The 19,236-nt window shown below is 62.1% G+C and carries 18 protein-coding genes and 2 pseudogenes; 10 read left to right on the top strand and 10 right to left on the bottom strand.

The window, feature by feature from the left end; translation table 11 throughout:
• Positions 1–60 precede the first annotated feature (60 nt).
• From panF to J9889_RS10135, 10 genes and pseudogenes are all read right to left on the bottom strand, one after another.
• Positions 61–1,518: a sodium/pantothenate symporter gene (gene panF / locus J9889_RS10180; RefSeq protein WP_042883223.1), complete on the bottom strand. Its 1,458-nt coding sequence runs from the start codon at positions 1,516–1,518 to the stop codon at positions 61–63.
• Positions 1,508–1,756, bottom strand: a complete 249-nt coding sequence (locus J9889_RS10175) for a YhdT family protein (RefSeq protein ID WP_039040309.1) — start codon at positions 1,754–1,756, stop codon at positions 1,508–1,510. Before J9889_RS10175 ends, panF begins: the two co-directional genes overlap by 11 nt.
• Before the next feature lie 264 nt (positions 1,757–2,020).
• Complete coding sequence (gene accC, locus J9889_RS10170) at positions 2,021–3,361, bottom strand: acetyl-CoA carboxylase biotin carboxylase subunit (protein ID WP_210556592.1); 1,341 nt, start codon at positions 3,359–3,361, stop codon at positions 2,021–2,023.
• Positions 3,362–3,376: 15 nt separating this feature from the next.
• Complete coding sequence (gene accB, locus J9889_RS10165; protein WP_010675405.1) at positions 3,377–3,838, bottom strand: acetyl-CoA carboxylase biotin carboxyl carrier protein; 462 nt, start codon at positions 3,836–3,838, stop codon at positions 3,377–3,379.
• A gap of 36 nt (positions 3,839–3,874) precedes the next feature.
• Complete coding sequence (gene aroQ, locus J9889_RS10160) at positions 3,875–4,324, bottom strand: type II 3-dehydroquinate dehydratase (protein WP_039040307.1); 450 nt, start codon at positions 4,322–4,324, stop codon at positions 3,875–3,877.
• Positions 4,325–4,607: 283 nt separating this feature from the next.
• Complete coding sequence (gene acs, locus J9889_RS10155; RefSeq protein WP_210556591.1) at positions 4,608–6,554, bottom strand: acetate--CoA ligase; 1,947 nt, start codon at positions 6,552–6,554, stop codon at positions 4,608–4,610.
• Positions 6,555–6,730: 176 nt separating this feature from the next.
• Positions 6,731–8,501 (bottom strand): annotated as a pseudogene (locus tag J9889_RS10150) (EAL domain-containing protein).
• Positions 8,502–8,607: 106 nt separating this feature from the next.
• Positions 8,608–8,976 carry a hypothetical protein gene (locus J9889_RS10145; RefSeq protein WP_045525778.1) on the bottom strand — a complete coding sequence of 123 codons (369 nt, stop codon included), beginning with the start codon at positions 8,974–8,976 and terminating at the stop codon, positions 8,608–8,610.
• Between the two features lie 7 nt (positions 8,977–8,983).
• Entirely contained in the window at positions 8,984–9,652 is a 669-nt protein-coding gene (gene torD, locus J9889_RS10140) for a molecular chaperone TorD (RefSeq protein ID WP_183148840.1), read from the bottom strand.
• 150 nt (positions 9,653–9,802) lie between these two features.
• Positions 9,803–10,090, bottom strand: coding sequence for a hypothetical protein (locus J9889_RS10135; RefSeq protein ID WP_010675399.1), 288 nt, complete (start codon positions 10,088–10,090; stop codon positions 9,803–9,805).
• Between the two features lie 341 nt (positions 10,091–10,431).
• On the opposite strand from J9889_RS10135, the gene glyA reads away from it, so the two are divergent.
• The 10 genes and pseudogenes from glyA (at position 10,432) to J9889_RS10085 (ending at position 18,668) form a co-directional block, all read left to right on the top strand.
• A complete protein-coding gene (gene glyA / locus J9889_RS10130; RefSeq protein WP_010675397.1) occupies positions 10,432–11,685 on the top strand; it encodes a serine hydroxymethyltransferase in 1,254 nt (417 codons plus the stop codon).
• An 87-nt stretch (positions 11,686–11,772) separates the two neighbouring features.
• Positions 11,773–12,207 (top strand): annotated as a pseudogene (locus tag J9889_RS10125) (hypothetical protein).
• Positions 12,208–12,341: 134 nt separating this feature from the next.
• A complete protein-coding gene (nrdR, locus tag J9889_RS10120) occupies positions 12,342–12,791 on the top strand; it encodes a transcriptional regulator NrdR (RefSeq protein ID WP_210556590.1) in 450 nt (149 codons plus the stop codon).
• A gap of 277 nt (positions 12,792–13,068) precedes the next feature.
• Positions 13,069–14,178, top strand: coding sequence for a bifunctional diaminohydroxyphosphoribosylaminopyrimidine deaminase/5-amino-6-(5-phosphoribosylamino)uracil reductase RibD (ribD, locus tag J9889_RS10115; protein WP_210556586.1), 1,110 nt, complete (start codon positions 13,069–13,071; stop codon positions 14,176–14,178).
• A 55-nt stretch (positions 14,179–14,233) separates the two neighbouring features.
• The gene (locus tag J9889_RS10110) at positions 14,234–14,887 is read left to right on the top strand and encodes a riboflavin synthase (RefSeq protein WP_210556584.1); all 654 of its coding nucleotides are present in this window, start codon (positions 14,234–14,236) and stop codon (positions 14,885–14,887) included.
• 137 nt (positions 14,888–15,024) lie between these two features.
• Positions 15,025–16,134: a bifunctional 3,4-dihydroxy-2-butanone-4-phosphate synthase/GTP cyclohydrolase II gene (gene ribBA / locus J9889_RS10105; RefSeq protein WP_010675392.1), complete on the top strand. Its 1,110-nt coding sequence runs from the start codon at positions 15,025–15,027 to the stop codon at positions 16,132–16,134.
• A gap of 133 nt (positions 16,135–16,267) precedes the next feature.
• The gene (ribE, locus tag J9889_RS10100; RefSeq protein ID WP_010675391.1) at positions 16,268–16,738 is read left to right on the top strand and encodes a 6,7-dimethyl-8-ribityllumazine synthase; all 471 of its coding nucleotides are present in this window, start codon (positions 16,268–16,270) and stop codon (positions 16,736–16,738) included.
• 14 nt (positions 16,739–16,752) lie between these two features.
• The gene (gene nusB, locus J9889_RS10095) at positions 16,753–17,166 is read left to right on the top strand and encodes a transcription antitermination factor NusB (RefSeq protein WP_010675390.1); all 414 of its coding nucleotides are present in this window, start codon (positions 16,753–16,755) and stop codon (positions 17,164–17,166) included.
• Between the two features lie 57 nt (positions 17,167–17,223).
• Positions 17,224–18,183, top strand: a complete 960-nt coding sequence (thiL, locus tag J9889_RS10090; protein ID WP_210556581.1) for a thiamine-phosphate kinase — start codon at positions 17,224–17,226, stop codon at positions 18,181–18,183.
• Positions 18,180–18,668: a phosphatidylglycerophosphatase A gene (locus J9889_RS10085; RefSeq protein WP_109112127.1), complete on the top strand. Its 489-nt coding sequence runs from the start codon at positions 18,180–18,182 to the stop codon at positions 18,666–18,668. The genes thiL and J9889_RS10085 overlap by 4 nt, the downstream gene beginning before the upstream one ends.
• Positions 18,669–19,236 lie beyond the last annotated feature (568 nt).

Genomic DNA, 19,236 nt, shown 5'->3' with positions numbered 1-19,236 from the left:
ACATTTTACCCGTGAGCCCCCATTTGGGAATAGGCGAGCCTTCCTTTATTGATCCTTTTCTTAATTTTGATCAAACAATCGACGGACACGCTGATCCGGGGCAGGAGTGAGCAGGCTGACCAGGACAAAGGCTGCCAGGCCAAGGGTCAGGCTCGGGACGATGGCGTGCAGGCCGGCCACCTTGATCCCCCACTGGCTCAAGGTACCGTAACAGAGGATGCCGCAGACCATGCTGGCCAGGGCTCCCGGGCCGTTGGCCCTGGACCAGTAGAGGCCGAGCACCAGGGGCCAGAGGAAGACCGCCTGCAGGCCGCCGAAGGCGAGCAGGTTGAGCCAGATGATCATCTCGGGGGGCTGGAGCGCCGCCAGCAGCACCAGGGTACCCAGGATCAGAGTGCAGAGCAGGGAGAGGCGCGGCACCCGGACCTCCAGCTTCTCCTGCCTGGGGTTGAGGTAATTGAGGTAGAGATCTTTCACCAGGGTGGCGGAGGCCTGGATCAGCTGGGAGTCGATGGTGGACATGATGGCCGCCATGGGGGCGGCCAGGAAGACCCCCGCCAGCCAGGGGGGGAGCACCTCCATCATCAGGGAGGGCATGATCTTGTCCGGGCTGTCCATGCCGGGCAGGATGGCGCGGCCCAGTGCCCCGGCCAGGTGCATGCCGAACATCAGCAGGGCGCAGACGATGGTGCCGATGAGGATGCCCCGGTGCAGCGCCTTGCTGTCCCGGTAGCCAAAGCAGCGCAGCGCCGAGTGGGGCAAGCCCACCACCCCGATGCAGACCAGCACCCAGAAGCTCAGCATGAAGGGCTGGGTCAGCATGTCGCCGGCCCCCTGGGGGCTCACCAGCTTGGGATCTATCTCCTTGAGCTGGTGGACAAGATTCGGCAACCCGTCACCGGCGATGAGGATGCCCGCCAGCAGGGCGCCAGTGCCGATGAGCATCACAATGCCCTGCAGGGCATCCGTCATCACCACGGCGCGAAAGCCGCCGATCACCGTGTAGAGCAGCACGCAACTGGCAAACAGGAAGAGCCCCTGCTGATAGCTGAGGCCGGTCGCCGTTTCCAGGAGGCGGGCGCCGCCGATGAACTGCACCACCATGGTGGCGATGAAGGCGAGGATGATGGTGACTGAACCCAGCACGACCACCGCCCTGCTCTGGTAGCGGGCCCACAGCATGTCGTTGATGGTCACCGCATTGACCCGGCGGGCGATGATGGCGAACTTCTTGCCAAGCACCCCCAGGGTGAGCCAGACAGTGGGCAGCTGGATCATCGCCAGTAGCACCCAGCCGAGGCCGACCTTGTAGGCGGCCCCCGGCCCGCCGATGAAGGACGATGCAGAGGTATAAGTGGCCACCAGGGTCATGGCCAGCACCAGCCCCCCCATGCTGCGGTTGCCGATGAAGTACTCCTGCATGAAGTTGCCGCCGGTCCGGTGGCGACTGGCCCAGAAACCGACCCCCAGTACCAGCACAAGATAGATGCAGAGCGGCAGCATCAGCTCAAGATTCATGGGGTGGTACCTCGCTATCCAGGGGAATATCGACGAACAGGCGATCCACCATGAGGGCGCAGAGGCCGATGAACAGCAGGGGCATCAGGATGCAACTGAGCAGGAACCAGAGGGGCAGGTCCCACAGCTCGAGATCCTCGGGGATGAAATAAGCCGAGCCATACCAGGCGACAAAGTAGAGCAGGGTCAGCAGCAGGCAGAAGGCTGCTTCCCGACGGGCGAGTGCGAAACGGTTCACTGTGGCCTCCGACGAGTGAGCGGGGCGCAGAATAACAAAAACCATGTCGCCATGGCCCTTTTTTACGTTGGCGATCCGGGTGGATCGCGCAATATCCCGATGAAAGGGGTCTTTGCAGACCCGACTTCTTGTGCTGGGAGTGGCTGCTCATGCGGCCACCATTGCTCAATGGGTCGGGCCTCAAGCCATTACAGACCCGACTTCTTGTGCAGGTGGTGGCTGTTCTGTGCTGCCACCGTGCTCAATGGGTCGGGCCTCAAGCCATTACAGACCCAACTTCTTGTGCAGGTAGTGGATGTTGGTGCCACCGTGCTGGAAGTTTTCGTCCTTCATGATCTCTTTTTGCAGGACGATGTTGGTCTTGATCCCTTCCACCACCAGCTCGTCGAGGGAGTGGCGCATGCGGGCGATGGCCACGTCGCGGTTCTCCCCGTAGCAGATCAGCTTGCCGATCATGGAGTCGTAGTAGGGGGGGACCTTGTAACCCGCATAGATGTGGGATTCCCAGCGCACGCCCAGGCCGCCCGGCGCGTGGAAGCGCTGGATGAGACCGGGAGAGGGCAGGAAGGTGGCCGGATCTTCGGCATTGATCCGGCACTCGATGGCGTGGCCACGAATGCGGATGTCTTGCTGGGTGATCGACAGGGGCTGACCGGCGGCAATGCGCAGCTGCTCCTTGATGAGGTCGACGCCGGTGACCATCTCGGTGACCGGATGCTCCACCTGGATACGGGTGTTCATCTCGATGAAATAGAACTCGCCGTTCTCGTACAGGAACTCGAAGGTACCTGCACCGCGGTAGCCGATCTCGAGACAGGCGCGCACACAGCGCTCACCGATGAACTTGCGCATCTCGTCGGTGATGCCGGGGGCCGGCGCCTCTTCCACGACCTTCTGGTGACGGCGCTGCATGGAGCAGTCCCGCTCACCCAGATAGAGAGCGGTACCCTGACCGTCAGCCAGCACCTGGATCTCGATGTGGCGCGGGTTCTCCAGGTACTTCTCCATGTAGACCATGTCGTTCTTGAAGAACTGGCCCGCTTCGGATTTGGTCAGCGCGATGGCGGAGGCCAGTTCGGCCTCGTTGCGCACCACGCGCATGCCGCGACCACCACCGCCACCGGCGGCCTTGATGATCACCGGATACCCGATCCGCTTGGCGATGGCGGCGTTGCGCTTGGCATCGTTGTCCACCGGGCCGTCGGAGCCGGGTACGCAGGGCACGCCCGCCTTCTTCATCGCCTCGATGGCGGAGACCTTGTCACCCATCAGGCGAATGGTCTCGGCGCGCGGGCCGATGAAGATGAAGCCGGATTTCTCGACCACTTCGGCGAAGTCGGCATTCTCGGAGAGGAAGCCGTAGCCCGGGTGGATGGCGACGGCACCGGTCACCTCGGCGGCGGCGATGATGGCCGGCACATTGAGGTAGGACTCACCGCTGGCAGGTTTGCCGATGCAGATGGTTTCGTCCGCCAGGAGCACATGCTTGAGCTCCCGATCGGCAGTGGAGTGAACGGCCACTGTCTTGATCCCGAGCTCTTTACAGGCGCGCAGGATCCGCAGGGCAATTTCACCGCGGTTGGCGATGACTACTTTGTCCAACATGGGTGGCATTTTCCCTTATTCGATGATGAACAGCGGCTCGTCAAACTCGACGGCCTGACCATTTTCAACCAGGATCGCTTTGATCACGCCGGCCTTGTCAGACTCGATTTGGTTCATCATTTTCATGGCTTCGACGATGCACAGGGTGTCGCCGACATTGACGTGCTGACCGACTTCCACGAACGGCTTGGCTTCCGGGCTGGAGGAGCGGTAGAAGGAGCCCACCATGGGGGAGCGCATCAGATGACCGCTCGGGGCGGCATCGGCAGCAGGCGCAGCGGCTGCTGCCGGAGCAGCGGCAACCGGTGCGGCAACCTGAGCTGCGGCCTGGGGCATGATCATCTGCGGGGCAACGCTAACCTGGCCGGAGAAATTACGGCTGATGCGAACGGACTCTTCCCCTTCGGAGATTTCCAGCTCGGCGATGCCGGACTCTTCAACCAGTTCAATCAGCTTCTTGATTTTGCGGATATCCATTAGCATTCTCTTTCTTCTTTATCTGATCAGTGATTATCAAGCCGCGCGCAACTGATGCACGGCCGCGGTTAAAGCGAATTGGTAACCATCGGCACCCAACCCGCAGATCACCCCCTTGGCGACATCAGACAGATAGGAGTGATGACGGAAGGGCTCCCTGGCATGAACGTTTGACAGGTGAACCTCGATAAAGGGGATGGCCACACCCAGCAGGGCATCGCGCAGGGCAACGCTGGTATGGGTGAAGGCGGCGGGATTAATGATGATGAAATCCACCTGGCCCATGGCCTGATGGATGCGGCCGATCAGCTCGTGCTCGGCATTGGATTGCAGATGTTCCAGGGTGACACCGAGTTCGCTGGCGCTGCGCGTCAGATCAGCGACGATCTCATCGAGCGTCTTGCTGCCGTAGATTCCCGGCTCCCGCTTGCCCAGCAGATTCAGATTGGGGCCGTTAAGCAGGAGGATTCGGTGATGTTGCGACATATTGAGTACATCCTCGATGATTATGCTGCTATCTATCAGCTATCTTTGGACTACCAAAAATCTAGCCAATTTTTGCACAAATCGGTGTGCCCTGACACACAGATTTCGCAATTATATTGATTTCGTGAAAATTAGCAGCATTTTACTGGTCTAATCTCTACATCTGGCTATTTATTGGCCTGGTTTGCCCGCAAGCCCTGCCTGCCACCGAACTCTGCCCTGTCCGGATCCCGAAAACAACAAAGCCGGCACGTGGCCGGCTCTGTTGACGTGGGGAAGAGACTCACGCCGCTTCCGACTTCTCGCGGATCAGCTTGTCAACGACCCCCGGATCCGCCAGGGTGGAGATATCCCCCAGGCTGTCGGTTTCGCCGGTGGCGATCTTGCGCAAGATACGCCGCATGATCTTGCCGGATCGGGTCTTGGGCAGCCCTTCGGCCCAGTGGATCACGTCCGGGGTCGCGATGGCGCCAATCTCCTTGCGCACCCACTCCTTCACTTCCTTGTGCAGCTCGCGGCTCGGCTCTTCCCCGGCGATCAGGGTGACATAGGCGTAAATGCCCTGTCCCTTGATCTCGTGGGGAACACCCACCACCGCCGCTTCGGCGATCTTCGGATGGGCCACCAGAGCGGACTCGATTTCGGCGGTGCCCATGCGGTGGCCGGAGACGTTGAGTACATCATCCACCCGGCCGGTGATCCAGTAGTAGCCGTCCTCGTCGCGACGGGCACCGTCGCCGGTGAAGTAGCGACCCGGGAAGGTGGAGAAGTAGGTCTGCTCGAAGCGCTCGTGATCGCCGAACACGGTACGCATCTGGCCGGGCCAGGAGTCGGTGATCACCAGGTTGCCCTCGGTGGCGCCTTCCAGCGGCTCACCCAGGTTGTCCACCAGAGCAGGCTGTACTCCGAAGAAGGGACGGGTGGCCGAGCCGGGCTTGAGCGCGGTGACGCCGGGCAGCGGAGTGATGAGGATGCCGCCGGTCTCGGTCTGCCACCAGGTGTCGACGATGGGGCAGCGCTCGTCGCCGATGGTGCGGTAGTACCACTCCCAGGCTTCCGGGTTGATGGGTTCACCCACCGACCCCATGATGCGCAGGCTGGTGCGGGAAGTGCCTTCGACAGCCTCCTTGCCCTTGGCCATCAGTGCACGAATGGCGGTGGGGGCGGTATAGAGGATGGTGACCTGATGCTTGTCCACCACCTGGCTCATGCGGTTGGTAGCCGGGTAGTTGGGCACCCCTTCGAACATGACGGTGGTGGCGCCGTTGGCCAGCGGCCCGTAGACCAGATAGGAGTGACCGGTGACCCAGCCCACGTCGGCGGTACACCAGTAGATGTCCTCTTCGTGGTAATCGAACACGTATTTGAAGGTGAGGGCGGCATAGACCAGATAGCCGCCCGTGGTGTGCAGCACACCCTTGGGTTTGCCGGTGGAGCCGGAGGTGTAGAGCACGAACAGGGGATCTTCGGCGCCCATGGCTTCGGGTGGACAATCCGGGCTGGCGGCGTTGACCGCATCATGCCACCAGATGTCTCTGTGCTCGTGCCAGGCCACGTTGCCACCGGTGCGCTTGAGGACGATCACCTTGCTGACCTTGGTATCCGGGTGGGTAAGGGCCTCATCCACGTTCTTCTTGAGGGGGATGGGGCGACCGCCTCGCAACCCCTCATCGGCGGTGATGACGATGGAGGCGCCGGAGTCGATGATGCGGCCCGAGAGCGCCTCCGGCGAGAAGCCGCCGAAGACGATGCTGTGCACGGCCCCGATGCGGGTACAGGCCAGCATGGCGATGGCCGCCTCCGGCACCATGGGCATATAAAGGCAGACCATGTGGCCACGCTTGACCCCCTGGGCTTTGAGCACGTTGGCAAACTTGCACACTTCGGCGTGCAGTTCGCGATAGGTGATCTTGCGATCTTCGGCCGGGTTGTCCCCTTCCCAGATGATGGCGACCTTGTCGCCGCGCTCGCTCAGATGGCGATCCAGGCAGTTGGCTGAGACGTTGAGCAGACCATCCTCATACCACTTGATGGAGACGTGGCCCGGATCGTAGGAGGTGTTCTTGACGCGGGTGTAGGGGGTCATCCAGTCGAGGATCTTGCCCTGCTCCCCCCAGAAGGCGTCCGGATCCTGCACCGACGCCTGATACATGGCTTCATAACCTTCCTTGTCCAGCAGGGCGCCGTTGCCGATGTGGGCCTTGACCGGGTAGACCTTGCTCTCGCTCATCTCTCACTCCTGTGAATACATTTTCTTAATGATTGAGTAACAACTTATACCTTTGGTTCCCGAGGGCAATTAGACTTTTGGATAGCGACGAAGATAGCGGCCCGGAAGGCCATGATGAGGAAGCAGAAGGGATCCATGGGCTCCCTTCTTTGCTTTCGTGGTGGCGCGGCCAAGGCTCAATGGCGGACGGGGAGCAGGGAAGGCAGCTGGGGTTCTGGCAGGGGATGGCTGAACAGGTAGCCCTGTCCCTCCTCGCAACGCAGGGATTGCAGGAACTGGCGCTGGGGCTGGGTTTCTATCCCTTCCGCCGTGACGGCCATGCCGAGGGAGCTGGCCAGCTGGACTATGGTACGGCACAGCTCGCGGCTGTGCTTGTCGTCGGGCAACGTCTATCTTGATGCGATCGATGGGCAGGCTCCTGAGCAGACTCAGGGAGGAGAAACCGGTGCCGAAGTCGTCGATGGCGATCTGCACCCCCAGCGCCTTGAGACGGGTGAAGAGCCGCAGACTGTGATCCACGCTCTGGATGATGCTCTCGGTCACCTCGATCTCCAGCCGCTCGGCAGGAAAACCGGTCTCGGCCAGAATGGCTGTCACCCGCTCCACGTAGTCGTGGGAGCGCATCTCCCTGACCGACACATTGACCGAGAGCCTGGGCACGGCGAGCCCTTCGGCCAGCCACTGCTGCCCTTGCCGGCAGGCGGTGCGCATCACCCATTCGCCCAGCGGTTCGATGAGACCGCACTCCTCTGCCACCGGAATGAAACGGTCCGGGGATATCATGCCAAGGCTGGGATGTTGCCAGCGGATCAGGGCCTCCAGGCCGCTGAGATGACCATCCGCCAGATCCGTCATGGGTTGGTAGAGCAGGCGAAACTCTTGCTGCTCAATGGCCTTGAGCAGTCCCTGCTCCAGCAGCATCGGCTCCCTGGTCTGTGCCGTCATGTCGGGGGAGTGGAACAGATAGCCGTTGCGGCCACGGCGCTTGGCTTCATGCATGGCGTTGTCCGCCGCGCTGATGAGGCTGTCCGGGGTCTGGCCATGCTCCGGATAGAGGGAGACGCCGATGCTGGCGGAGAGCCTCACCCGCTCCTGGGCGATGTCGGCGGGATCGTGCAGCCTGCGTTGCAACCCCTCGATGAGAACCAGCAGATCCTGGGTGTCTCTGATGGCGGGCAGCAACACCAGAAATTCGTCTGCCCCCAGCCGGATGGCGATGTCTCCGGGGCGCAGGCAGTGGCGAATGCGGTCTGCCGACAGCTTGAGCAGCAGATCGCCGGCACTGTGCCCCAGGTTGTCGTTGATGAGCTTGAAGCCGTCGAGATCGATGAACAGCAGCGCCAGGACGTGGTGGTTCACCCTGGCCGTCTCTATCTCCAGGGTGAGGCGCTCTTGCAGCAGATGGCGATTGCCGAGATCGGTGAGGGGATCGTAATAGGAGAGGTGCTGCAAGCGAGCTTCGGCCTGATAGAGACGCAGTGCATGAAGGTGGGTCATCTCCTGCAGGCCGGGGGACGCGGGCGCGTCGAGGCGGGGGCCTGTCTGTGCGGACTCCCTCATCACGAGGAAGATGCCGCTGAAGGAGCCGTCCTCATCCAGCACGGAGCTGACGCTCACTTGCCAGCGTGCCGGGGAGGCCGCGCGGGAGAGACCGACCATTTCCACCTCAAATGTGCATCGGGGGGGACCTTGCCGCAGTTGCTGAAACAGCGGGAGCAGCTGGGGAGTCTGGGCAGGGACAATGTCGAACAGCGTCTTGCCCGGGTGCTCTGCCCGCGCGAGGCCGGTCAGTTCGGCAAAGCGTCCGTTGACGTCGCGACACCTGAATTCGTGATCGAAGACCCCAATCCCGACGGGCGCCTGGGCGAACAGCTGTTGCAACTCGTGGGGAGAGAGCGGGCCTGACAAATGCCGTGTCGGAACCGATTCGGGTAGCACTTTTTCCATGGAGGCTCCTGAATTGATTGCTTTGTCATTTGGACGACTGTGTCAGTATGGCAGGAAGTGTCAGGAGAGAAAGAAAGTGTGAGAAGGGTGTGAAATCAACGAGATGTCAGCCTTTCTGGCGGCCAAACGCCTGGATCCCGCGAACAAATACCAGCCAGCCCACCAGATGAAACGGCAACGCCATGGCGTAGAGCACCAGCCAGTGGCTCTCGGTGCCGCTGCTGTTGATGAAATCTGTCCAGGCGGCGAGCAGGGCCAGCATGCCCGCTATCTGGAAGCGGCGACGCAGCACCACTTCCACCCCGAGATTGGCGAGGTAAAGGGTCAGCAGGATGCCGGCAAAGCCGGTGAGCTGGGCGGTGCCGTAGAGCGCGCGGTCCGGGTTGAACAGCAGCGTCACGAGGGGAGTGAGACCCTGATCCAGCGGGATCAGGGCCAGCAGCCAGCATGCGATAAGAAGCAGGGCTGTCTTCATGGCGGGCTCAGTCGGCGGACGGTGCCGGTTTGACCAGGGAGAGGTAGTTGGCGTCCATCTTGAGGAACACCCCCAGCAGGCGGGCACTGGCACCGTAGAAGCCAAACGTGTCGGCGGCCCGGCAGGCCTGCTCGAAGCGCTCGAACCAGCCCAGCAGGTGGCCGTGCAGCAGGGACTCCTGCTCGCCAAGCCACGCCTCGCGCTGGTCGGCGGTGGTCGACTCGGCGGCGCGGATGATGAGGCTGCCCATCAGATCCAGCTCGATGGCCAGATGATCGGCAGGCTCATTGTATTTGTCGCTGACGTTGATGCCGAGGCGATCGAGGCGTGCCTGCATCTCGGTCATGGGGGCCTGCATCAGCTGCTTGTCTTCGCCCCGGTAGAGGGATTCGTAGGGCAGGGCACCCTGCCCGGGAGCGCTCAGGAACAGGCCGGCGAAGTCGGCGGCCAGGGCCGTCTGGCGCTCGGGGCGCACCAGCAGGCGGGCGATGGCGTCGTTGAGCTCGGCCACGGCTTCGCGCATGGGGTCGAGAGTAGAGAGGCTCTTCAAGAAGCTGCGCACGTCATAGGTGTCGTATTCAGCGATCTGTGCATCACTGAGTTCGGCAGCAAACAGGGTGGAAAACCACCAGTAAAGCTCGGCCCGGCGTTCGCTGGTCGCCATGAATTCCTGCATTTTTCCTCCGTGGATGACAATCGGGAGCCTTGATGGCCCCCGATTCTAACGACTTTAAAAATAAAGGAAACTCATGGGGTCTTTTGGCCGGATAGCGCCAGGAGAGGGGGGCGCTATTGCGGGATCACCGTGGGCGACGAGGAGGCCGACCTACTCCTCGACGCGATAGAGCACCTGCTTGCAACGGGGGCAGATGTGCTGGCGGCGGTAATCCATCTGGTGCACCAGGCCGACCTCCCGCTGCTGATGATGACCGCAATGGATGCAGAAAATGAGATCCCCGTCGGCGGCGCCGGGATGGGCCGCCAGGTACTGCTCCCGGGTGGGAAGTGTCTCCCAGTTGGCGGTGCAGGCACCCTTGCGGCTGGCGGTGTAGTAGACCCAGTAGAAGAGAGCGAAGACCGCGACAATCACGAACAGCATCAGATGATCCATCATGGCGTTTCCCCTTGTGTTCCGGGATGGCAGGGAGCGACACCCGCTCGTGCAGATGTCCCATGGCCTAAAGATGTTATCTATTAGTAAATGCTATATCCATGATCTGGCTCTGGTTTTCATCGCCTTGCCCGGGAAGCGGGGACGATGGCTGGAGCCGGATTGCTGGTGTGGGGAGGCCGGGGGGATGAGCGAAGCCAGGGGGCGGGATTCGAAATTTGCGACGTATTTTACATTTTATAAACAATTTTTTGGGTGGTTGGACTGTCTCTTTGATCCAGCTCACGTTACAATGCGCGGGCCCACTTCACCTATCGCGCAAACGATTTTCAGGAGATAAACGGATGTTGAAACGTGACATGACCATCGCCGGCTATGATCCAGAGCTGTGGCAGGCCATCACAGACGAGACCCGTCGTCAGGAAGAGCACATCGAGCTGATTGCGTCCGAGAACTACACCAGCCCCCGCGTCATGGAAGCCCAGGGCTCCCAGTTGACCAACAAGTACGCCGAAGGCTACCCGGCCAAGCGTTACTACGGCGGTTGCGAGTATGTGGATGTGGTTGAAACCCTGGCCATCGAGCGCGCCAAAGAGCTGTTCGGTGCCACCTACGCCAACGTGCAGCCGCACTCCGGCTCTCAGGCCAACAGCGCCGTCTACATGGCCCTGCTGCAACCGGGCGACACCGTGCTCGGCATGAACCTGGCCCACGGCGGTCACCTGACCCACGGCTCCCCCGTCAACTTCTCCGGCAAGCTGTACAACATCATCCCCTACGGCATCGACGAGTCCGGCAAGATCGACTACGACGAGATGGAGCGCCTGGCCGTTGAGCACAAGCCGAAGATGATGATCGGCGGCTTCTCCGCCTACTCCGGCATCGTCGACTGGGCCCGCATGCGCGAAATCGCCGACAAGATCGGTGCTTACCTGTTCGTGGACATGGCCCACGTGGCCGGTCTGATTGCCGCTGGCGTCTACCCGAACCCGGTGCCCCACGCTCACGTGGTCACCTCCACCACCCACAAGACCCTGGCCGGTCCGCGCGGTGGTCTGATCCTCTCCGCCGCCGACGACGAAGATCTGTACAAGAAGCTGAACTCCGCCGTCTTCCCGGGTGGTCAGGGCGGCCCGCTGATGCACGTCATCGCCGGCAAGGCCGTGGCCTTCAAGGAAGCGCTTGAGCCCGAGTTCAAGACCTACCAGGCCCAGGTCGTGAAGAACGCCAAGGCCATGGCGGCGACCTTTATCGAGCGCGGCTACAAGATCGTCTCCGGCGGTACCGACAACCATCTGATGCTGGTTGACCTGATCGGTCGCGAGCTGACCGGCAAAGATGCCGATGCAGCCCTCGGCAAGGCCAACATCACCGTCAACAAGAACTCCGTACCGAACGACCCGCGTTCCCCGTTCGTGACCTCCGGCGTGCGTATCGGCACCCCGGCCATCACCCGCCGCGGCTTCAAGGAAGCCGAGTCCATCCAGTTGGCCAACTGGATCTGCGACGTGCTGGACAGCCACGACAACGAAGAAGTGCTGGCGACCGTGCGCGAGAAGGTGCTGGACATCTGCCGCCGCTTCCCGGTCTACGCATAATCAGCCTGACCTTCAGGTTGAAGACCAATGCCACCCTCGGGTGGCATTGTTTTTTGCAGCGTCTGGCAAGATGAGACAGAGGTGACCATGTGCGATGACATGAAAGAGGACGCGCTGGAGGCGTCACTGCGGCAGACGGTTCGCGCCCAGTACCACTTTCGCGCCAGCGAACAGGGGCTGCTGGCCTGAGATGTGCGCCGCTTGATCCGGCTGAGCCGCAACCTGCCAGTGCAGGCAGTGGCACTCGGCGAGATTGCCGAGCTTGACCGCAACCACTGGTACGGCCATGGCGACGCCACGCCCACGGTGCGCAGCGTGGTGGCGCATTGCCAGCTCATGATGGCGGCGGATCTCGCCTATCCCATCCTGCTGGACAGCGCCGGCCGGGTGATGGATGGCATGCACCGGGTGGGCAAGGCGCTGATGCTGGGTCACAGCCATGTGGCTGCTCGCCGGTTCGCGGCGGATCCTGCCCCCGATTACCAGGATTGCGACCCCGAGGCGTTGCCCTATGACGACTGAGTCCTGCCCGAAGGTCTGGCTGGTTGTCCCTTGTTTTCATGGGCTTTTACCGGTTCTGGATGGCCGTGTTACACTGGCCGGCCTAGCGCCAGCCCCCGGGGCCCGCGCCCATTTTCATCCACGCCGGAGGTCAGATGCATTGCCCTTTCTGTAGTGCCGTTGATACCAAGGTGATCGATTCCCGTCTGGTGGCCGAGGGCCATCAGGTGCGCCGCCGTCGCGAATGCCTGCTCTGTCACGAGCGTTTTACCACCTTCGAAATGGCCGAACTGGTCATGCCCCGCGTCATCAAGTCCAACGGCTCCCGCGAGCCCTTCAACGAAGACAAGCTGCGTGCTGGCATTCTGCGGGCGCTGGAGAAGCGGCCGGTGAGCATGGAGGCCATCGAGAAGGCGGTCAACCACATCAAGTCCCGCCTGCGGGCCACCGGTGAGCGGGAGGTGGCCTCCCAGCTGGTGGGCAATCTGGTGATGGATGATCTCAAGAGCCTGGACAAGGTGGCCTACATCCGCTTTGCCTCCGTCTACCGCAGCTTTGAAGACATTCGCGAATTCGGGGAAGAGATCGCCAAGCTGGAGAAGTAACGTCGGCCTGTCGCTCCCTATGTGAATAAGAGAGGGGCTGCCGTTGCGGCAGCGCCAGTTGTTACACCAGTGAGACATCCAGATAGCGCATCGTTGCACTGGTGAAAAAGTATGAGGGCGTGCGGCCGCATCCTGCGATGTGTGTGCCCGTCGCCATGGCGTCAGATGCCATGGCCGATCTGCCCGAGAAGGCGTGCGGCAAGCGCGTACACCCTATTTTCTTGTCCCATCGGATGGCCGTGCCACGGGGGACAGGTTGCTGGACACAGGAGCCCGGATGTTTAGTCAAGACGATTACCAATGGATGAGCCGGGCCCTCGAACTGGCCCGGCGCGGCCGTTACACCACGGCTCCCAACCCCTGCGTCGGCGCCGTGCTGGTGAAGGCCGGCGTGGTGGTGGGGGAGGGCTGGCACAAGCGGGCCGGTGAGCCCCATGCCGAGGTCTATGCCCTGCACGCGGCAGGGGAAGAGGCCCGCGGTGCCACCGCCTATGTGACCCTGGAGCCCTGCTCCCATCATGGTTGCACGCCGCCCTGCGCCGAGGCGCTCATCAAGGCCGGGGTGACCCGGGTGGTGGCTGCCATGGTGGATCCCAATCCCCAGGTGGGCGGGCGCGGCCTGCGGATGCTCTCCGAGGCGGGGATCAAGACCGATTTCGGCCTGCTGGCCGCGGAAGCCGAGGCCCTCAACCCCGGTTTCTTCAAGCGGATGCGCACCGCGTTTCCGCTGGTGACGGTCAAGCTGGGGGCGAGCCTGGATGGTCGCACCGCCATGGCGAGTGGCGAGAGCCAGTGGATCACCTCTCCAGAGGCGCGCCGGGACGTGCAGCGGCTGCGGGCCCGTCACGATGCGGTGCTCTCCAGCGCCGAAACCGTGCTGGCGGATGGCGCCTCCCTCACCGTGCGCTGGGACGAGCTGCCCCCCTCGGTCAAGGCGGTCTATCCCAAAGAGACCCTGCGCCAGCCACTGCGGGTCATCGTGGATTCGCAAAACCGGCTCACCCCGGATCTGCCGTTGTTCCAGAGCGAGAGCCCGGTACTGCTGGCCCGCCACAAGGCATCCGGTGAGTGGCCCGCCTGGGTGCAGCAGCTGGAGGTGCCGCTGCTGGATGGCAAGCTGGATCTGGTCAGCCTCTTCATGCTGCTGGCCAAACAGAACGTCAACTCGGTACTGGTGGAGGCGGGGCCGCGGCTGTGCGGCGCCCTGCTGGAGAAGGGGCTGGTGGACGAGCTTGTGCTCTACCAGGCGCCCAAACTGATGGGGGATGAGGGGCGCGGTCTGTTCCATCTGCCGGGGCTGACCCGGTTGTTCCAGGCCCCCAAACTCAACCTCAAGGATGTGCGCATGCTTGGCCAGGATATTCGCATCACTGCGAAAATAGCCTGATTTTTCAATGTTCACGGGGGCATCCGTCGCCCCCGTCATCAGCAAGGTGATCTGCATGTTTACCGGAATTATCGAAGCGGTGGGAACCCTGGCCGAGCTGCGTCGCCAGGGGGAGGACATGGCCCTCACCGTGCACGCGCCGACCCTGGACTTCAGTGACGTCAAGCTGGGCGACTCCATCGCCACCAACGGCGTCTGCCTCACCGTGGTGGCGCTCGGGGATCACAGCTATTCCGCCGACGTCTCCCTGGAGACCCTCTCCCGCACCGGTTTTTCTGCCGCCAAGGTGGGGGATCCGGTCAACCTCGAGAAGGCGTTGATGCCCACCTCCCGCCTCGGCGGCCACCTGGTCTCCGGCCACGTGGACGGCATCGGCGAGGTGAAGAGCAAATCGTCCAGCGGCCGCGCCATCGAATACTGGATCAAGGCGCCGGGAGAGCTCTCCCGCTACATCGCCGAGAAGGGGTCGATTGCGGTGGATGGCATCAGCCTCACCGTCAACGCCGTGCAGGGGGATCTCTTCCGGCTGACCATCGTGCCCCACACCGCCCAGGAGACCACCATCGCCCGCTGGAAACCCGGCTACCGGGTCAACCTCGAGGTGGACCAGATAGCCCGCTATCTGGAGCGGCTGATGACGGGCAAGCGCGAGGAGAGCAGTGCCTCTACCCTGACCCTGGAGAAGCTGGCCCAGTCCGGATTCTTGTGAGCCGTTTTGACGGGAAAACGCGGTTCTGTGATCCCGCGCGGATTGAAACGGGGCTGCGTGCCCCCATCTAGAGCACAATACGCAGTATCAAGTCGAGCCGACTGGCTCAATCCCCAAGCATGTTGATGGAGTAGCCCATGGCGCTGAGCACGACCCAGGAAATCATTGCCGATATCAAGGCTGGCAAGATGGTGATCCTGATGGATGACGAAGACAGGGAGAACGAAGGGGACCTGATCATGGCCGCCTCCTGTGTCCGCCCGGAAGACATCAACTTCATGGCGCGCTACGGTCGTGGCCTCATCTGCCTGACCCTGACCCGGGATCGCTGCAAGCAGCTGGCGCTGCCGCTGATGGTCGATCGCAACAATGCCCAGTTCTCCACCGCCTTCACCGTCTCCATCGAGGCGGCGGAAGGGGTGACCACCGGCATCTCCGCCGCCGACCGCGCCGTCACCGTGCAGGCCGCGGTGGCGCCCCATGCCAAGGCCGCCGATCTGGTGCAGCCCGGCCACATCTTCCCGCTGATGGCGCAGGATGGCGGCGTGTTGACCCGCGCCGGCCACACCGAAGCGGGCTGCGATCTGGCCCGGCTGGCCGGCTTCGAGCCAGCCTCCGTCATCGTCGAGATCCTCAACGAAGACGGCACCATGGCCCGGCGCCCGGATCTCGAGATCTTCGCCGAGGAGCACGGCATCAAGCTCGGCACCATTGCCGACCTTATCGAATACCGCAACCAGCACGAGACCACGGTAGAGAAAGTGGCCGAGTGCAAGTTGCCCACCGAATACGGCGAGTTCGACCTCGTGACCTTCCGCGACACCATCGACAACCAGGTGCACTTCGCCCTGAAGAAAGGGGACGTGAAGGCCGACCAGCCGACCCTGGTGCGGGTGCACCTGCACGACGTGCTGAGCGATCTGCTGCTCACCGACCGCCACAGCGCCCGCAGCTGGCCGCTGCCCAAATCCATGGCCCGCATCGCCGACGAGGGCGGGGTGCTGGTGATCCTGGGGGCGGAAGCCCATGGCGCCGAGCTGCTGGCCCGGGTCAAGGGTTTTGAAGCCGCCGACAAGGGGCTGGCACCGGAAGGGGCCAAGTGGCAGGGCACCTCGCGCCGGGTCGGCGTCGGTTCCCAGATCCTCAAGGCGCTGGGGGTCGGCAAGATGCGCCTGTTGAGCTCCCCCAAGAAGTACCATGCCCTCGGTGGCTTTGGTCTGGAAGTGGTGGAGTACGTCGGCGAGTAAGCGCTGCGTACGGTTGAATTCATCACCATGGCCGCCCGTTGCGGCCATGGTTTTTTGTCGCGGCTCTGTTGTGCTAGAATGCGTGCACTTTTGAGCCCGGCCCCTAATTGATTGCACAGAGACAGGATTTCCAATGAAGATTATCGAAGGAAATATCGCCGCTCCCGAGGCGCGTGTTGCTATTGTCGTTGCCCGTTTCAACAGCTTCATCAATGACAGCCTGGTGAACGGCGCGCTGGACGTGCTGAAGCGTCAAGGTCAGGTCCAGGAGAGCAATCTGACCCTGGTGCGCGTACCGGGGGCCGTCGAAATTCCCCTGGCGGCCAAGAAGCTGGCCAAGAGCGGTCAATACGACGCCATCGTCGCACTCGGCACCGTCATCCGCGGCGGTACCTACCACTTCGAACTGGTAGCGAGCGAGAACGGCAAGGGTCTGGCCCAGGTAATGATGGAATATGACATTCCCGTTGCCTTCGGCGTGCTGACCACCGAAAACATTGAACAAGCCATCGAACGCGCCGGTACCAAGGCGGGTAACAAGGGTGCAGAGGCTGCACTGAGCGCGCTCGAAATGATCAACGTCCTGAAACAACTGGACGTGTAACGAGGAGAAATGCATTGAAACCGTCCGAGCGCCGTAAGGCCCGCCATTGCGCCACCCAGGCCATCTACCAGTGGCAGATGACCCAGGCCAACGTGGGCGACATCGAAGAGCAGTTCAAGATCGATCAGGACACCAAGGGTGTGGACCTGAACTATTTCCGCGATCTGCTGTTCGGGGTAGCGGTCCACTGCAACGAGCTGGACAAGGTGTTCGCGCCTTTCCTCTCCCGTCCGCTGGAAGAAGTGGACATGGTGGACAAGGCAATCCTGCGTCTGGCGACCTACGAGCTGACCCGTCGTGAAGATGTGCCGCCGCGCGTGGTGATCAACGAAGCGATCGAGCTGGCCAAAGCCTTCGCCGCCGATGACAGCCACAAGTTTGTCAACGGCGTCCTGGACAAGGTGATCAAGACGCTGCCCAAGCGCTGATCCTGCTGTCCGTCAGCAATTAAGAGAGGAGCCAGCTTATTGCTGGCTTTTTACTGTATGGGTGAATTTGAGCTGATTGAGAAGTACTTCAAGGTCCCCCACGCCCGCAAGGACGTGGTGATGGGCCCTGGAGATGACTGTGCCCTGCTGACCCTGCCCCCCGACGCCCAGTTGGCGGTGAGCACGGACACCCTGGTGAGCGGCGTGCACTTCTTCCCCGACATGGATCCGGTGGATCTCGGCTACAAGGCGCTGGCGGTCAATCTCTCCGATCTGGCCGCCATGGGGGCCGAGCCGCGCTGGGTCTCCCTGGCCCTGACCCTGCCCGCCATCAACGAGCGTTGGGTCGCCGGTTTCGCCGAAGGGTTCCTCGAGCTCGCCGAGTACTACAACGTGGCGCTGGTGGGGGGGGACATGACCCGCGGGCCCCTCTCCATCACCGTCTCGGTGAAAGGATCGGTCCCGGCAGGTCGCGCTCTGATGCGCAGCGGCGCCAAGGCCGGTGACGGGGTCTACGTGACCGGTACCCTGGGAGATGCCGCCCTGGCGCTCTCCCACCTGCTGGGCAAGCGCACCCTCAACGAGAACCAGCTGGCGGCCGTGCTGCCGCGCCTCGGCCATCCCCATCCCCGCATCCTGGCCGGTCAGGCCCTGCGCGGGCTGGCCAGCAGCGCCCTGGATCTCTCAGACGGCCTGGCTTCGGATCTCGGCCACATCCTCAAGGCGTCCGGCGTGCGGGCCCAGATCGATCTCAACCTGCTGCCCCTCTCCCCCGTGTTGCAGGATGCGGTGCCGGCCATGGATGCCTGGCAGCTGGCTCTGGCCGGGGGCGACGACTACGAGCTCTGCTTCACCGTGCCCCAGGAGCATCACGGTGCCCTGGACACGGCGCTGGCCAATTGTGGCGTGAAGTTCACCCGCATCGGTCGCATCCTGGTCGGGGAGCCTGGCATCGACTACCTGCAGGACGAACAACCCGTCGAACTGCACCTCAAGGGCTGGGATCACTTCGCATGATGTCTTTCAAGATAAAGCCCGAACTGACGCGGCTGAACCTTAAAAACCCGCTCCACTTTCTGGCGGTGGGGTTTGGCTCCGGCCTCTCCCCCAAGGCGCCGGGCACCATGGGGACCCTGGCAGCCATCCCGCTCTATCTGTTGGTGAGCGGGCTGTCGACCTCCTGGTTCATCGCCCTGCTGGTGGTGGGTTTCGTGGCGGGCATCCGCATCTGCCAGAGCGCCACCGACGCCATCGGGATGCCGGATCACGGGGCTATCGTCTGGGACGAGGTCATCGGATTCGGGGTCACCATGATTGCGGCCCCGGCCGGCTGGGAGTGGGTGCTGGCGGGTTTCGTGCTGTTTCGCCTGTTCGACGTGCTCAAGCCCTGGCCCATCTCCTGGTTCGATCGCCGCATTCACGGCGGGCTTGGCATCATGCTGGACGATCTCATCGCCGGCCTGTTCGCCCTGGCCTGCATGCAACTGCTTGCCCACTGGTGAGGGGAGGCGGCTCCCGAACGCCCGTCTCGTTGTTTTTTCACTCCTCTCCTCTTGCAAAGAGGTCGGATATACCGCACACGCAGGCCCTGAGGGGCCTGCGTTTTTTTGTATGCAATCCCTCCCGGCTTGCCGTGCCGGCGGGCCTGTGGCCCAGGTTGATCCTTCTGCATTGTCCCTATTTAGCTCTGCCTATTTTTCCTTACTCCGGATATGCTGCCGTCAAAAAATCATTTCACATAAATATTCACTACTCATTCGAAGCTCGCCAGCATAATGCTGATAGTGAATAAGATGGTTTGTTGCTATTTTGTTGAAACATAATTGGTTGATGGTCTCGCATTGCCAGCGTAATCTCTGGTAATGTGACTTTTATCGACATTTTAACCCCAGGGTGTCGGCATTCTCTGGGCAAAGTATTGCGAAATTGTATAACTGGATCATTTACACCTGCGGGCAAACCGACTAACTTACTCGCGGGTTATTCCAAAAAAATGCAAAAAACCCGCCCGGATCGCTGGTTTGGCTGCCTCATGGATTGAGCGTTAATTACACAAAAACGGCTCTCGAG

The sequence above is a fragment of the Aeromonas sp. PrichA-15 genome (assembly GCF_017939245.1).
In the GTDB taxonomy this organism is placed as follows: Bacteria; Pseudomonadota; Gammaproteobacteria; order Enterobacterales; family Aeromonadaceae; genus Aeromonas; species Aeromonas caviae.
This window is presented reverse-complemented; position numbering and strand designations above follow the sequence as displayed.